At 42.6% G+C, this 14,907-nt stretch carries 15 protein-coding genes; 7 read left to right on the forward strand and 8 right to left on the reverse strand.

The window, feature by feature from the left end; all coding sequences use genetic code 11:
- Positions 1-328: 328 nt before the first annotated feature.
- Positions 329-1,768 (forward strand): tetratricopeptide repeat protein, encoded by a 1,440-nt coding sequence (locus NAF17_RS03115; protein ID WP_252756517.1) that lies wholly within the window; start codon positions 329-331, stop codon positions 1,766-1,768.
- A gap of 8 nt (positions 1,769-1,776) precedes the next feature.
- On the opposite strand, the gene NAF17_RS03120 is transcribed toward NAF17_RS03115, so the two are convergent.
- From NAF17_RS03120 to NAF17_RS03140, 5 genes are all read right to left on the reverse strand, one after another.
- Positions 1,777-2,067 (reverse strand): hypothetical protein, encoded by a 291-nt coding sequence (locus tag NAF17_RS03120; RefSeq protein ID WP_252756518.1) that lies wholly within the window; start codon positions 2,065-2,067, stop codon positions 1,777-1,779.
- 225 nt (positions 2,068-2,292) lie between these two features.
- Positions 2,293-2,667: a helix-turn-helix domain-containing protein gene (locus NAF17_RS03125; protein WP_252756519.1), complete on the reverse strand. Its 375-nt coding sequence runs from the start codon at positions 2,665-2,667 to the stop codon at positions 2,293-2,295.
- 158 nt (positions 2,668-2,825) lie between these two features.
- Positions 2,826-5,099, reverse strand: coding sequence for an ATP-dependent helicase (locus tag NAF17_RS03130; RefSeq protein WP_252756520.1), 2,274 nt, complete (start codon positions 5,097-5,099; stop codon positions 2,826-2,828).
- Between the two features lie 367 nt (positions 5,100-5,466).
- Positions 5,467-5,778: a hypothetical protein gene (locus tag NAF17_RS03135; protein ID WP_252756521.1), complete on the reverse strand. Its 312-nt coding sequence runs from the start codon at positions 5,776-5,778 to the stop codon at positions 5,467-5,469.
- Positions 5,779-5,789: 11 nt separating this feature from the next.
- Positions 5,790-6,266 carry a hypothetical protein gene (locus NAF17_RS03140; protein WP_252756522.1) on the reverse strand — a complete coding sequence of 159 codons (477 nt, stop codon included), beginning with the start codon at positions 6,264-6,266 and terminating at the stop codon, positions 5,790-5,792.
- Between the two features lie 156 nt (positions 6,267-6,422).
- Between NAF17_RS03140 and NAF17_RS03145 the strand changes: the two genes are divergently transcribed.
- Both NAF17_RS03145 and NAF17_RS03150 read left to right on the forward strand, forming a co-directional pair.
- Positions 6,423-8,438 carry a thioredoxin domain-containing protein gene (locus tag NAF17_RS03145; protein WP_252756523.1) on the forward strand — a complete coding sequence of 672 codons (2,016 nt, stop codon included), beginning with the start codon at positions 6,423-6,425 and terminating at the stop codon, positions 8,436-8,438.
- A gap of 80 nt (positions 8,439-8,518) precedes the next feature.
- Positions 8,519-9,019 carry an FKBP-type peptidyl-prolyl cis-trans isomerase gene (locus tag NAF17_RS03150; protein ID WP_252756524.1) on the forward strand — a complete coding sequence of 167 codons (501 nt, stop codon included), beginning with the start codon at positions 8,519-8,521 and terminating at the stop codon, positions 9,017-9,019.
- 133 nt (positions 9,020-9,152) lie between these two features.
- On the opposite strand, the gene NAF17_RS03155 is transcribed toward NAF17_RS03150, so the two are convergent.
- From NAF17_RS03155 to NAF17_RS03165, 3 genes are read right to left on the reverse strand one after another with little or no spacing between them, the layout of a single operon-like run.
- Positions 9,153-9,851: a toxin-antitoxin system YwqK family antitoxin gene (locus NAF17_RS03155; RefSeq protein ID WP_252756525.1), complete on the reverse strand. Its 699-nt coding sequence runs from the start codon at positions 9,849-9,851 to the stop codon at positions 9,153-9,155.
- Between the two features lie 19 nt (positions 9,852-9,870).
- Positions 9,871-10,296, reverse strand: coding sequence for a PH domain-containing protein (locus NAF17_RS03160; protein ID WP_252756526.1), 426 nt, complete (start codon positions 10,294-10,296; stop codon positions 9,871-9,873).
- Between the two features lie 27 nt (positions 10,297-10,323).
- Positions 10,324-10,491: a hypothetical protein gene (locus NAF17_RS03165; protein ID WP_252756527.1), complete on the reverse strand. Its 168-nt coding sequence runs from the start codon at positions 10,489-10,491 to the stop codon at positions 10,324-10,326.
- 208 nt (positions 10,492-10,699) lie between these two features.
- On the opposite strand from NAF17_RS03165, the gene NAF17_RS03170 reads away from it, so the two are divergent.
- The 4 genes from NAF17_RS03170 (at position 10,700) to NAF17_RS03185 (ending at position 14,845) form a co-directional block, all read left to right on the forward strand.
- Positions 10,700-10,945: a hypothetical protein gene (locus NAF17_RS03170; protein WP_252756528.1), complete on the forward strand. Its 246-nt coding sequence runs from the start codon at positions 10,700-10,702 to the stop codon at positions 10,943-10,945.
- A 214-nt stretch (positions 10,946-11,159) separates the two neighbouring features.
- On the forward strand, positions 11,160-12,245 hold the full coding sequence (locus tag NAF17_RS03175) for a fatty acid desaturase (RefSeq protein WP_252756529.1): 1,086 nt from the start codon (positions 11,160-11,162) through the stop codon (positions 12,243-12,245).
- A gap of 127 nt (positions 12,246-12,372) precedes the next feature.
- A complete protein-coding gene (locus tag NAF17_RS03180; RefSeq protein WP_252756530.1) occupies positions 12,373-13,908 on the forward strand; it encodes a TolB family protein in 1,536 nt (511 codons plus the stop codon).
- 22 nt (positions 13,909-13,930) lie between these two features.
- On the forward strand, positions 13,931-14,845 hold the full coding sequence (locus tag NAF17_RS03185; protein WP_252756531.1) for a sugar phosphate isomerase/epimerase family protein: 915 nt from the start codon (positions 13,931-13,933) through the stop codon (positions 14,843-14,845).
- The last annotated feature ends 62 nt before the right edge of the window (positions 14,846-14,907 follow it).

Genomic DNA, 14,907 nt, shown 5'->3' on the forward strand with positions numbered 1-14,907 from the left:
TTATTTACTCTTAATTTACCAGTTTTATTTATCCCTTAAGCAATTTTTAATTATACAACTATTTGCTATAGTTTAACTATTTTTTACTAACTATTAGTTAATTAAATAGTTAAGTTTTACCTATTAACGTATATTACGATAACGTGTTAATAACTGTGTAACTTCTTAACAATCAGTAAATTAACATCACAAATATAATTATGTTTTTTAATTATTATGCAATGTTTAAAAAAAAATTTCTTGTTGTTTTTTTTTAACTTTAACTTAAAAAGATGTAGTTTGTAATTATTTTATAACTTTCACCATTATATCAACGTATAGAGCCCTAATGAATAGAATTTTTACGCTGCTTTTTATATTTCTGATTAAATGTGCTACTGCACGCGCAGTAGATAAAATCAACGTTGCCGCTCAGGATACTAATGAGGTAAATAAGCTTAATAAGCTGGCTTATGATAACCGCGGTACCAATCCCGAACAGACGGTTGCCTTTGCTAATAAGGCCTTAACCCTTGCAGAAAAGGCGGGTTATGAAAAGGGTATTGGTGAGGCTTACCGCGTAAGGGGGATAGGTAATTATTATTTGAACCAGGCAAGCGCCGCTATCCGGGATTACTTACAGGCCCTTGCAAGTTTTGCGAAAATCAAAGATCTGCGCAGTGAGGCTAAAGTTTACAACAACATTGGAAACTTATACCTCGATAATAACTATACAAGCTCATTAGAGTACCTGAAAAAATCGCTGGCAATCGGTCAAAAATTAAATGATCAGCAACTTATAGGATCCACCTATTTAAATATTGGTAATGTTTATTACCGTAAGAAGATTTTTTACCAGGCGTTAAGTTACTACGACAAGGGTAACACCATATTTTTAGCTATAAAAGATACATTTAATACTATACAGGCCTTGCAAAACAGGGGGGTAATTTACTTTAACCTAAACCAGTATGATAAAGCCGAACAGCTTTTGCTGGCTGCCAATAAAGCCGCTAAAGAAAAGGATTTGAACAAACCTGTTGCCAGTACCAACCTTACCCTTGCATCCTTATATATAGCGCAGGGGCGCTTTGCTGATGCTACTAAGGTAGTATTAGAAGGCCAGGCTTATTCAAAGGCCCTTAAAGATGAAAAGCTGGAATCTGATTACAACTACACCAACTACCAGTTAGAGGCAAAGCAGAAACACTACGAGAAAGCCCTCACGTATTTACAAACGATATTTAGGCAGGATAGTACTATTTATGCCTCCAACGAATCTACCCAGATTAACATGTTGCAGGAACAGTTTAAGCAGCAGGCAAGGCAACGCGAAAATGAACTAACTATTCAGCGGCAGCAAAATGACCGGATTAAGTTTTGGGCCGTTACAGTAGTAGCAGGCCTTTTGTTGGTAGTTATAGTGTTGCTGGTGAGCAATGTTAAACGCAAAACCATTACCAATACAAAGCTTACCGATTTGAACGAAGAAGTTTCGCGCCAGAAAGATAACCTGGATAGGGTGAACCATCACCTCGAAGAAATTATTGATGAGCGTACCAAGGATCTGCAGATAAAGAACAAGAAACTTTCCGAATACTCATCCTATCTTTCGCACCAGATCCGTGGGCCTATTGCCACCCTGCGCGGTTTGATGAACCTGGAGAAAGAAGGCCTGGTGGACGAAAAAGAATGTATCAATATGATGGATAAGTGCGTTTCTGATATCGACCAAAAGATCATCGAAATGAGCGAAATGCTCAACGATACCGGCAGGACTACAGGTTAAGTAATATATTATAGCCTCGGATAGGTGCTATGGATTTGTGCTTCAATCAACCCTAAGTACATACAATACCTTGATATCATTTGCAGGATAAGTAACTGCTTGTGCCTTTTATAACCTTCTGTTTCAAACGCTAAGGTCTCATCGCCGGCAGTAACAAAAAACCTCACCTCGCCCTCACGCGGTTTTAAACGGGATCTGAATAACCCGAATGCTTTAACCTTTAGCTTGCTGCGCCTATCGTGTATAGTACCTATGGTTTGCTGGTCGGTATTGGCAATAGATATCATGTAGTTTGACATAGTAGTTCACTTCTGTGTTATACTTATGCCATTGCAATTATAAATCCAATCCGGGCAATTGGATTGATTTTAAACGTAAAACGATAATAAATCGGCCTTTATTTTAATCTCGCTTAATTAATTAAGATTAACTTAAAATAATTAAATGAAAGTGAATAAAAATCGATTTATTACCGTAATAAAATAGCGACTAACTGTTGTATTTATTGAACAGTACTTGTGAAATTAGATAGCAACATTGCCTTTGCTCAGCAATTCTTCATAAAGTAAAATTACTTTACGTTGCAAATTGGTGATCTCGGCTTCCCTGTCAACCAGTTTTTTCTGGATGATGCTAAGGCTTACATCTTGTGTGCTTGGCTCTTCGGTGTATTCAAGCGAAAGCAGGTTAACAACACTTACCTCAAAAATATTGGCAATTTGCTCAAGCCTCGATAGATTAATATCCGTCACTCCGGTTTCAATTTTTGAGAATGCGGGGATAGATATGCCTAAACGGTTTGCAACATCTTCTTGGCTCCAGCCGTGTTCGTGGCGCAGGGTACGAATATTTTTACCGGCCGATTTATTTGTTTTCTTTTTGATAATCTCACTCATCATATACATAATAATAGTTAATTAGAAAAATAGGATACTAACTATTAGTCAAACTTAATGCCATACACTAAACATACGCTTATTGTGTGTAATTAACACATAGTTAATGTTGCCTTGTGGGAAACTGTGGAATTACTGCCACATAAATTGGGAATAATAGGTTACTCCACCCCACTTATTATACTTAGTTTGGCAAATTTTAAAAGCAATTGTTTTTGGCCAATTTCTTTAAAAAATATGGTTGCTTTAATATCCGGCTTGTTACCTTCCAGTGTAAGTACTTTGCCAAAGCCAAAACGCTCGTGCTCTACTTGCATGCCTACTTGTAAATTTGAGGTGTCAGACGGTTTAAAATCGGGCGATGGCACATGCGCTTTAGCCAGTATAGATGTTGTTTTTACAGGAGGCGCAGTGGCTGCTTTTGGTTTAGAATAGGTGTCGTTTTTACGTGTCCAGGCGTTGCGTTCATCGTCAAAAGATGAAGCCGGCTTGGCTGTAAAATCAAGTTCGAGGTATTTGGCGTCTATCTCATCCAGGAAACGGCTTGGCTCACAACTAATAAGTGTGCCGAATTTAAAACGCGATGTGGCGTAACTGATGGTTAATTTGTACTCTGCGCGGGTGATGGCTACGTAAAACAGGCGGCGTTCTTCTTCCAGGTCGCTGCGCGAGTTGAGAGACATTTGCGACGGGAACAGGTTTTCTTCCAACCCCACAACATGTACCTGCGGAAACTCTAGCCCCTTGGATGAGTGGATGGTCATCAGCGACACCGTATCAGCATCTTTGTTCTTATCCTTATCGTCATTGGTTAATAAGGCAATATCCTGCATAAAAATGTCAAGCCCTTTTTCCTCAATGTCTTCCCGTTCCGAGAACTCCTTGATCCCGTTTAGCAGCTCCTGTATGTTTTCATACCTGTTAAGCCCCTCTACAGATTTATCTTCGTACAAGTCTTTAAGCAAGCGCGAATGCTGCGCAATGTGCAATGCCGCCTCGTAAGCAGTCTGGTTTTTGGTGATCACCTGGAAACTCTGGATCATGACGGCAAAGGCGCTTAGTGATGCAGGTGCCTTCTCGATGTATCTTGATGATTCCAGGATCACCTCAAAGGGGGTGATATTATTTTTATCGGCAGCAACAATGATCCGGTCTAGCGTGGTATCTCCAATGCCACGTTTTGGGTAGTTGATAACCCGTTTAAGCGCCTCCTCATCATTAGGATTAAACGTTAGGCGGAAGTAGGCGATAAGATCTTTGATCTCTTTACGCTGATAAAACGACAAGCCACCATAAATTTTATATGGGATACCATTCTTACGCAAGGCCTCCTCCATAGAGCGCGACTGGGCGTTTGTACGGTACAGGATGGCGAAATCGTGCCATTTTAGGCCGTTTGAGCTGCGCTGGTACATAATGGCATCTGCAACCAGTTTGCCTTCCTCATTGTCGCTAAAAGCGCGCATTACCTTTATTTTGTCGCCTGTTTCCTTTTCAGAGAACACATTCTTTTTAAGCTGGTCCTTATTGTTGGCTATAATACTGTTGGCAACGTTTACAATATTTTGGGTAGAGCGATAATTTTGTTCCAACTTAAATATTTGAAGATCAGGATAATCCTTTTCAAAATTGAGGATGTTTTGAATGGTTGCCCCACGGAAAGCATAGATACTTTGCGCGTCATCGCCAACAACACAAAGGTTTTCATACACAGCGGCTAACCTTTTAACAATCATATATTGCGAGTAATTTGTATCCTGGTACTCATCAACCATAACATATTTAAATTTGTGCTGATATTTATTAAGCACATCCGCATGATCTCTTAACAGCTGGTTGGTTTTGAACAGTAGATCGTCAAAATCCATAGCACCCGCGCGATAGCAGCGTTGCGCATAAGTTTCATATATCTTTCCAATTAACGGGCGTTTCGCCGAATCATCGTCAGCTTGTATTTGAGCATTATTTTGATATTCACCGGGGGTAAGCAAACTGCTTTTTGCGGCAGAAATACGGTTCAAAACAGCGTTTACGCTATACATCTTATCGTCCAGCTGCATCTCTTTGAGTATGGCGCGCAGTACACTTTTGCTGTCGTCGGTATCGTAAATGGTGAAGTTGCTTGGGTAGCCAATGCGGTTGGCCTCCACCCTTAAAAGCTTGGCAAAAACGGAGTGGAAGGTACCCATCCAGATGTTTTTAGCTTCGGGGCCGCATATGTGGTTGATACGCTCGCGCATCTCGCGGGCGGCCTTGTTGGTAAACGTAAGTACCAGTATATTAAAGCTATCCACACCGCTGCGGATAAGGTGCGCAACCCTAAATGTAATAACCCGTGTTTTGCCAGAACCCGCGCCGGCAATGATCATTACCGGGCCTTTTATTTGTAATACTGCTGCTTTTTGTTCGGGATTTAACCCCTCTAAATAATCCAAATCCTGTTCCTCTTTTCTTGTACCGCGAAATTAGTGTTTTGCACGGGAAAGCTAAATAATTTGGTAACTGAAATTTTCAACGTGCCCAATCTTGTTAACGATTGTGCAATCGCCGGCGAAAAACCATGTTTCTTAATAGTTAAAAAATCGGCGAAAATCGGCGAAATTATTCGCCCTTAAACCACCAAAAAACGACTTTGAAACGCCCTGCGGCGAACTTTATCCGGCTAATTTGTACTGTTATTTCGATGAGAAAAACAACCCCTAACAAACTATTTTATGGATATTGTTATAACCTCTTTTTTATCGCCTGAAAAATGATCCAACCAAATGGCACAAGCCAGATCATATCGTTCCAAACATTTACTTAAAAGAAGGACGGGGCCAGTTTGCCCAGCCAGATGTAATATACCGAACCGATTGGCCCAAGCACCTTGCCAATAAAGCCAACCAGTATCAGCGGCCAATAAGCCACCGGGTCTTTAGATGCAAAATAATAAGCGATGCCATAAACACCAACCAGCATCCCCACGCATCGCAAAATGATGAGCAGGAAATCGGTAGGCGGGTTGCCAAAAAGTATTATTTGCGGGTAAGCGGATATTATTATACCCCAGAAAATATTATATACCGCCGCCAGGAACATGATGGTTTTAGCGGCTTTTAGTTTGGTATTCATTTGTGTAAGGGTTAAGGCTTACTTGCAGGAAGCGTACTTAAGCTTTGCCATACTTCTAACCTTTTAATATCTTTCAATGAACCACTCCACATACCTTTGTGGCCGGTATTTTCGCTATCAAATGTACCTTCAATTAAAACATACTTACGATTGCATTTCTTTATTTGGGGCGAAAAAATACTATCTCTTGACATCTCTACCCATAAGCCGTTTTTTTCAATCGCCCTATCATAATCTTCTTTGTGAAAATATAATCCATTACCTTCAAACTCAAGATTTAAATAACCAATAACACGCACATGCCGTTTATTATACTTTTCCGGATTGGCAATTAATGATATAAGCGAAACCTCTTGATATTCGTTTAATCGTGCGCTATCTATATCTAAGCCGCTACTAATTGGTACGGCGGATTTTTTCTGTTGGCAAGCGATGATTAAAAAAAACAATGAGCATAAAATTAGATAAGGCAAGGTGGTTAATTTCATAATAGGATTTACTTACGCAAGTATAATGTATAATTGTAATCAACTTTTAACTTTTTGCTGATAATATCTTCAATAATAAGTATCAGATTTGCATTCCTTACAAAACAAATTGCATGCTTGTTAATTTCATTAACAGCGCCACTTATATCCACCCGCATGAACAAACTTGCCAACTCCACCTCGCCATATTTACTGCAGCATGCCAATAACCCGGTTAACTGGTACCCATGGGGGGCAGAAGCGCTGCAAAAAGCTAAGGACGAGAACAAACTGATATTGGTAAGCATTGGTTACTCGGCATGCCACTGGTGCCACGTAATGGAGCATGAGAGCTTTGAGGACGAGGCCGTTGCAGGGGTGATGAACGAATACTTTGTGTGTATTAAGGTGGATAGGGAAGAACGACCCGACGTAGATCAGATCTACATGAGTGCTATTCAATTGATGAGTGGTCGTGGCGGCTGGCCACTGAACTGTATTTGCCTGCCCGACCAAAGGCCCATCTACGGTGGTACCTACTTCCGTAAAAACGACTGGACGAGCCTGCTGTTTAACCTGGCCGATTTCTACAAAACCAAACCCGAAGAAGCCGAAGACTACGCCGTGCGCCTAACCGATGGCATCAAACAATACGAGAGCGTTGCATTTGTAACCGAGCAGCCCCAATATAGCAAAGCCGACCTGGAAACCATATTGGCCACATGGCGCAGGTACATAGACCCGGTTGAGGGTGGTTTTGGCGGCGCGCCCAAATTCCCGATGCCTAATAATTCGCTGTTTTTGATGCGTTACGCGCATTTGATGAAAGACAATGAACTTGCCGAAAATGTTAAGCTCACCCTCAAAAAAATGGCATTCGGTGGCATTTATGATCATATTGGCGGCGGCTTTGCCCGTTACGCGGTGGATGGGGTATGGCATGTGCCGCACTTCGAAAAAATGCTATACGATAACGGGCAGTTGCTGAGCCTCTACGCCGAGGCCTACATCTGGCAGCCCGACCCGCTTTATAAAACCATCGCAGATGAGATAATCACTTTTATAAGTCGAGAACTAACATCGCCCCAAAATGGTTTTTACTCCGCGCTTGATGCTGATAGCGAGGGTAAGGAAGGTAAGTTTTACATCTTTACAAAAACAGAGATAGAAGAGATATTGGGCAACGATGCCGACGTGTTCAACATCTATTACCACGTTACCGAAGATGGCAACTGGGAAGAAGAGCGATCCAACGTTTTTTACCGCCGCGAAGAGGATGCCGAACTGGCAAAATTACTCGGCTTAAAAGTTGATGACCTGGTAAGCAGGATAACCGCATCCCGCCAAAAAGTGTTGGATGCCCGCGGCAAGCGCATCCGCCCGGGACTAGACAATAAAATACTTGCATCATGGAACGGCCTCATGCTAAAAGGCCTTTGCGAGGCTTACCGCGCTTTCCACAAACCCGAATATCTGGAATTGGCTTTGAAAAACGCCGATTTTATAACAGAGAATTTAATATCCGGCGCCAAAGTAAGGCGAGTTTACAAAAGCTCCCTCTCCGAAGGAGAGGGCTGGGGAGAGGCTTCTTTCCTTGATGATTATGCCAACGTCATAGATGCCTTCATCGCCCTGTACGAAGTCACATTCGACGAAACATGGTTGATCCGGGCGCAAAAGCTTGCAGATTATACCCTGGCCCATTATTACAATCCGGAGGGTGGCATCTTCTTTTACACAGCCGACAATGATGAGGTGCTTATCGCCCGTAAATCCGAAATTATGGATGGGGTGATCCCGGCATCAAACTCGGTAATGGCGCGCAACCTTAAAAAGCTGGGACTGTTTTTTGATAACGAGGGCTACCTGGAGGTATCGGCACAGCTGCTGCGCAACATTGTACCACATTTGGCTAAATATGGTACGGCCTATTCCAACTGGCAGGTATTACTGCTCGATGAGGTTTTTGGCACCTACGAGGTGGCCATTACCGGGAACGACGCTGAAGCCAAGCGCGTTGAAATGGAACAAAATTACATTCCCAATAAAATAATCTTGGGCGGTAAAGATGGAAGTTTACCTTTGCTGGCAGAAAAGTTTAACAGCCAAACGCGGATATTTGTATGCAGGGATAAAACCTGCGGCTTGCCGGCATACAATATCAGCGACGCGTTAAAACAAATAAATAACTAATTGCTTATACAAATAAACAGGTATTGTAATAACCCGGCTAACGCCGGGATGGAGTTCCAAGCCTGCAAAAACTATTACCAATGAAAATTCAACCAGAACACGTAGTATCATTAACATACGACCTGTATGTTAAAAAAGAAGACGGAACAGAAGGCTTACAAGAAAGCGCGACACAAGAGCAGCCACTTACTTTTTTGTTTGGCGCAGGCCAGATGATCCCAAAATTTGAAGAGGAATTAAGCACCCTGTCTACAGGTGATACTTACGATTTTCATATTAAATCTGCAGAGGCTTACGGCGAATTTGACGAAGAAGCTGTAGCTAACCTGCCAAAAGAAATGTTCCAGGGACAAGATTTGCCGCAAATTGGCGAGGTTTTGCCTTTGCAGGATAATAATGGCAACCGTTTTCAGGGCCAGGTGGTATCTATAAACGAGGATACCATAATTGCTGACCTTAACCACCCGATGGCAGGTCAGGACCTTCACTTTATAGGTGCGATCCTGAACGTTCGCCCTGCAACGCCCGAAGAGTTATCTCACGGACACGCGCACGGCCCGGATGGTCACCAGGATCATTAATCAGAGCCCTCCTTCCTCCGTTAGCTAACGGAGGAGCAGGATTTATTACATAACAAGCACGCCGAATGAAATTCATCATTCGGCGTGCTTGTTATCAAACTTAGCTATTCAGCTTCCCCTCCAGACTTGGGGCTCATTCAAAATCTAAATGTAACCTGCTGTTTACCACGCAACGGATGATCACCCTGCAGGCAATTGGTTCGCCGTTTAAGGTAGCGGGTATAAACACAAGGTCGGCCGGGTCGGGCAGTTTAATATTCATGTTGATGGTTTTAAAAGGTTCTACAGTTGCATATTGCATTAGGTTTACCTTATAATCCGCAAGCCTTCCGCCAGGGCTTATCAGCAGTTCAACAGTTGCTACAACCGCATCACGGTCAATTTCTTTAAATTCCTTTGGGAGCGTAAACAAGGTGAGATAAGGGAGGTAGCCATAAAAAGTACCGCCCATTTTTATAGGCTTGGTAACTTTATCACCCTCTTTAAGTTCCTTATCAACAAAATATCTAAGGCGAGATGTGGTGTCTTCCTTCGCTTCATAAAACAGGCGGTTGTTGGTATAGTCATATGTTTGTATGATCACTCCATCACGGTCTGTAAACTTCCAAAGGCCCATCCTTTTGTCATTTACATAAAGCCCGCTGGCTACCGGGATCTTGTTTTTGTACAGCGCTTTAAATAAGCCCTGGCGCGTGTTAACGTCTTTTGCTAACACCTTGTAAACTTCGGTTACATCGGTAGATATCTTGCGCTTTACTTCAACGGTATCCTGCGCCATGCAGGTATTTACAAAGGTTATAGCAGCAAATAGTAGCAGGTAATTTTTTAACATTTTAGCAGGTAGGGTATGGTTATTTAACGCCATGAATATACTCAATAGCCGGGTTTATGTTTTGCAGATCGGCAATAAATTCTTTTTTATTGGTGGGCGATATCACCACCGAATCAAACTTGTTATAAAAAACCTCGTACCTGTCGAAAGAAAGGGCAGGGGCGCTTAAAATAGTTTTGGTGGAGGTAATTTTGCGGATGCTTTCAATTGGGATGCTGAGGTTCACAAAAAAGCCACATTTAACTTTTAGGGTGTTATCTGCGGTAATGGTGTAGCGGGTATTCATCAACGGAAAAACGATAACGCTTGTTAAAGCTATTAGCAACACTGCCGATAGATACAGCCCGTTAAAAAAGTAACTTACCTCCATAATAAGCAACAGGCCAATTACAATGTAAATAATGAATCCTTTTTTAGTAGGATAAACTTTATCAGCGGTTGTCATTTTATAAAGATAGGTAAAAACCTAAAATTATGCACCACTTCCACTTCGGCCACCACCACCACGCTCGCTGCGGCCACTAACACCGCCACGGCCCTGCCTCCCGGCAAACTGCTGTAGGCGCAAGGTGAACGATAACATAAAGTACCGGCCCAAACGGTTGTTGCGCGTATCGATGATCTGGTTACCGCTAACCAAGCGCGTAATCCCTGTATTTTAGTTCAACAGGACAAACACCTGGAAACGCAGGGCCGCCAAATGGCTTTTAATAAACTGTTATTCCACGTAGGTTAATTTGTTTACTTGGATGGTTAATTTAATAGGGGCAAGCTGGATGGGCTTGGTATCGTTATCCATCACATACCGGCGGGTAAATACCTGGTAACCCGGGCCCGAAACAGTGATCTTGAAATTTTTTGCCTATACCTGCGGGAAATGGAACTTGCCGCTTAGGTCGCTGCCCACAATGATGCTGTTTGCCGCCGGGGGTAGTTTAATCGTTACGCCCCCTACATCGCCAAGGGTATCGGTAACCGTATTATTAATATCACGCGGTTGCTGCGCGAATGGCCCTTCCGGTAAAAAATATGCCGAAAAGCGTGAGGAGGAAATATTTTACAATGGATGCCGTTATTTAGCTTTACCACAATGAAGGTATCAGTAAAGTTTGAGCATTATATTATCCATCATATGATTGTTGCAGGGAGTTGTGCAGTGATTGTATAATTGTTGCAACGGGGCACGTATTTGACTGATAATTTTATTATTTTATTAATTTTTTAGCTGGTTTTCAAAATCAATGGCTATCTTTATTGCGTATATTCCCTATGATTAACCTATATTAATTAAACTAACTACCGATACGAATGGCATTTATACATGATGTGCTACAGGAACCATCTTACGGATGGAAGGATGCGAATGGCGAACTATTTAAGCCTACGCCGAAACAGATCTTCTCGGAACTTTTTACACGACTAAACATATTTAAGGATAAAAAAAACTGGCTTTCTTTCATGAGCTGGGGCATGGTATTGTTCCTTGCGCCGTTTTTATTTTTGTTCCTTTTTAAGTACTTTTCAATTAAAGGCCTTGTTGTAGCCTTTATTTACAGCATGATGGTGATGGGTACCCACGGTACCATTTGGTACCACAGGTATTGCACACACGGCGCTTTCAAATTCCGTAATAACTTTTGGCGTTTTGTAACTCAAAACCTTACCCTTAAAATTATTCCTGAAGAGATCTACGCTATATCGCACCACGTGCACCACGCGTTGTCTGACACCCCGGGCGACCCATACAACGCGCAGGGCGGTTTCCTGTACTGCTTTTTGGCAGATGCAAACCACCAGCCGGTTAACCGTAACCTGGATGAAAAAGGCTTTAACCGTTGTATTACTTTAATGAAACACACCGGGGTTACCTGTAACACTTATGCCCAATATAAAAAATGGGGTTCAATAGTAAACCCGTTCCACATGGTACTGGGTGTAATTGCCAACTGGGCATTTTGGTTTACCGTATTTTACCTGCTTGGCGGCATAGGCTTAGCTTGCGCTATATTTGGCGCGGCCGGTTTTTGGGCTGTAGGTGTACGTACCTTTAATTATGAAGGCCACGGTAAAGGCGAAGATAAACGCCGCGAAGGTGTAGACCATAACCGCAAGGATATGTCGGTTAACCAGCTTTGGCCCGGTATTGTTGCCGGCGAATGGCATAACAACCACCACTTGTACCCAAAAAGCGCGCGTTCGGGCTTTAAGCCGCACCAGGTTGATAGCGCTTGGTATTTTATTAAGTTTATGCACACAATAGGTGCAGTAAGCCACTACCACGATTCAAAAAAACAATTCTATAAAGATTATATTAAGGCCGAACCTGTAAAGTTTGTTGCAGAACCGGAGTTTTGCCCAACAACAGGCAAGCAGGTATTTGCTACAGAGATTTAATAAACATCAAACTAAAAAAAAGGGGTACGAAAGTGCCCCTTTTTTTGTTTAAAAGCGATTTAGCGCTGTGATTTTTAGAAATGAATATATAACTTCGGCAACCAATTATTCATAACCTAATAATCTGATGTTTAAAAAAACTATTTGCGTTTTTACCGGCTTGCTGGTAACTGCTTTTTTTGCCGCACATGTATATGCGCAAATCAAACCCGTTGGCATATTTGATGGCAGTACAGATATTGGGGTGATAAAACATCCGGGTACGGTGGCTTACGACGCCAAATCGCAGCAGTATACGGTTTCGGGCTCGGGCACAAATATTTGGCTTGACAAGGACGAGTTTTACTTCGTTTGGAAAAAAATAAAAGGCGATTTTTTACTAAGAACAAACGCGGCTTTTACAAGCAACGGAAAAGAAGCACACCGTAAGTTTGGTTTAATGGTACGCACAACGTTAGCAGCTAATTCGGCCCATATAAACACTGTTGTGCATGGTGATGGCCTAACCTCGTTACAATACCGTAAAACAGCCGGGGATAGCACCCGAGAACAAAAGAGTGAGATTATTAGTGCCGGCGTATTACAATTAGAAAGGGTTGGTAATAGTTTTACCATGTCGGTAGCGCGCAAAGGCGAATTATTTGGCCCGCCGCAAAAAATAGACCTTAACCTGGGCGAGGATGTATACGTAGGTGTATTTGTATGTTCGCACAATGCTGATGTTACAGAGAAGGCTGTTTTCAATAACGTTCGCATTGTAGTGCCTGCACCGCCAACCTTGGTGCGCGATAAGGAATACATTGGCAGCAGTATTGAACTGCTGGATATGGAAACCCATAACAGCCGCATTGTATATCAATCTCCAAAATCATTACAGGCACCAAACTGGACAACTGATAGTAAATCGCTTATCTACAACAGCGAGGGCACACTGTACAATTTCAACCTGGCTACCAATACTCCCAAAGCCATCAACACAGGCAAAGCAAAAAATAACAATAATGATCACGTAATATCTTTCGATGGCAAATGGCTCACCATTAGCAGTGGCGATGGTGGCCCGTCAACAGGCTACGTGGTGCCTATTAAAGGTGGCGAAGCACGCAAAGTTACTTTTGGTAAAGGCGCGTCTTATATGCATGGTTGGTCGCCGGATGGTAAATACCTGGTATTTTGTGGTGAGCGCGGTGGCGAATATGATGTTTACCGCATACCGGTTGCCGGTGGCGCCGAAGAAAGGTTTACCACAGCCAAAGGCCTTGATGACGGGCCGGAATATACACCGGATGGTAAACACATCTACTTCAATTCGGTACGCAGCGGCCTGATGCAGGTTTGGCGCATGGATGCCGATGGCACTAATCAAACCCAGATCACCAACGACGATAATAATAACTGGTTCCCGCATGTATCGCCCGATGGCAAGTCCATCGTATTTATCACCTTCCTGAAAAACGAAGTGGAGCCGGGGGCGCATCCTTTTTATAAACATGTTTACATACGTGTAATGCCAATAGGCGGTGGCGAACAAAAAGTGGTAGCCTACCTTTATGGCGGGCAGGGTACCATCAATACGCCGTCATGGTCGCCAGATAGTAAGCATATTGCGTTTGTAAGTAATACTAGTTTGCTTTTCCCAACGTTTCCTATAAGTAAAAACTAAATTCAATTAAATCTCAAATAAAATGAATCCATCACGCAGAAGTTTTTTAAAAACCGGTGCCATTGCAGCCACAGCGGCAGCTATAATGCCTAAAAGTATATTTGCAGCGCCGGCCCAGATCCAAAGGGTAGGCTTACAGCTTTACTCGGTACGCGATGCCATGATGATAGACCCTGCCGCCACGCTTAAAAAATTGGCCGATATGGGTTACCAGCATGTAGAGCATGCCAATTATGTAAACCGCAAGTTTTACGGCTGGACGGCAAAAGAATTTAAAAAACGACTGGACGACCTGGGTTTGCAAATGCCGAGCGGCCACACCGTGATGACATCTGCGCATTGGGACGCTACCACCAACGATTTTACCGACGTTTGGAAACTTACCGTTGAAGACGCAGCCACCATGGGCCAAAAATTTGTGATCAGCCCGTGGATGGACGATAAGGTTAGGCACGACACAGACCTGCTTAAAAGCACGATGGATCAGTTTAACAAAAGTGGCGAGCTTTGCCAAAAGTATAACATGAAGTTTGGTTACCACAACCACGATTTTGAATTTACCACTATGGTAGGCGATATCCGCCTGTTCGACTACATTATGCAAAACACCGATCCTGAAAAAGTATCGCAGCAACTGGATATTGGTAACATGTACGGCCGCGAGAACAACGCCATGGGTATTATTGAGAAATACCCGGGAAGGTTTATCTCCATGCACGTGAAGGACGAGATAAAAAGCGCCGATAAAAATGAAGGTACCGGTTACGAAAGTACCATCCTTGGTAAAGGTGTTTTACCTGTTAAAGAAGTGCTGAAAACAGCTAAAAAGGTAGGCGGTACGGTGTATCTGATCATCGAACAGGAATCATACCAGGGCCTTGACCCGATGGATTGTGTAAAAATTGACTTACAAACCATGAAAAAGTGGGGATATTAGGAGTTAAAAACTATCTTACACTCTCGTAACCGTATTTATAACATTTAATCCCTCCCCATTGA

The sequence above is a fragment of the Mucilaginibacter aurantiaciroseus genome (assembly GCF_024055595.1).
GTDB lineage: Bacteria > Bacteroidota > Bacteroidia > Sphingobacteriales > Sphingobacteriaceae > Mucilaginibacter > Mucilaginibacter aurantiaciroseus.

Bases quoted from the DNA above. Each gene is read 5' to 3' on its own strand.
- NAF17_RS03120 (WP_252756518.1), bottom strand. From the start codon at position 2,067: ATGTCAAACTACATGATATCTATTGCCAATACCGACCAGCAAACCATA.
- NAF17_RS03155 (WP_252756525.1), bottom strand. From the start codon at position 9,851: ATGTTAAAAAATTACCTGCTACTATTTGCTGCTATAACCTTTGTAAAT.
- NAF17_RS03160 (WP_252756526.1), bottom strand. From the start codon at position 10,296: ATGACAACCGCTGATAAAGTTTATCCTACTAAAAAAGGATTCATTATT.
- NAF17_RS03185 (WP_252756531.1), top strand. From the start codon at position 13,931: ATGAATCCATCACGCAGAAGTTTTTTAAAAACCGGTGCCATTGCAGCC.
- NAF17_RS03135 (WP_252756521.1), bottom strand. From the start codon at position 5,778: ATGAATACCAAACTAAAAGCCGCTAAAACCATCATGTTCCTGGCGGCG.
- NAF17_RS03180 (WP_252756530.1), top strand. From the start codon at position 12,373: ATGTTTAAAAAAACTATTTGCGTTTTTACCGGCTTGCTGGTAACTGCT.
- NAF17_RS03175 (WP_252756529.1), top strand. From the start codon at position 11,160: ATGGCATTTATACATGATGTGCTACAGGAACCATCTTACGGATGGAAG.
- NAF17_RS03125 (WP_252756519.1), bottom strand. From the start codon at position 2,667: ATGATGAGTGAGATTATCAAAAAGAAAACAAATAAATCGGCCGGTAAA.
- NAF17_RS03115 (WP_252756517.1), top strand. From the start codon at position 329: ATGAATAGAATTTTTACGCTGCTTTTTATATTTCTGATTAAATGTGCT.
- NAF17_RS03145 (WP_252756523.1), top strand. From the start codon at position 6,423: ATGAACAAACTTGCCAACTCCACCTCGCCATATTTACTGCAGCATGCC.
- NAF17_RS03150 (WP_252756524.1), top strand. From the start codon at position 8,519: ATGAAAATTCAACCAGAACACGTAGTATCATTAACATACGACCTGTAT.
- NAF17_RS03140 (WP_252756522.1), bottom strand. From the start codon at position 6,266: ATGAAATTAACCACCTTGCCTTATCTAATTTTATGCTCATTGTTTTTT.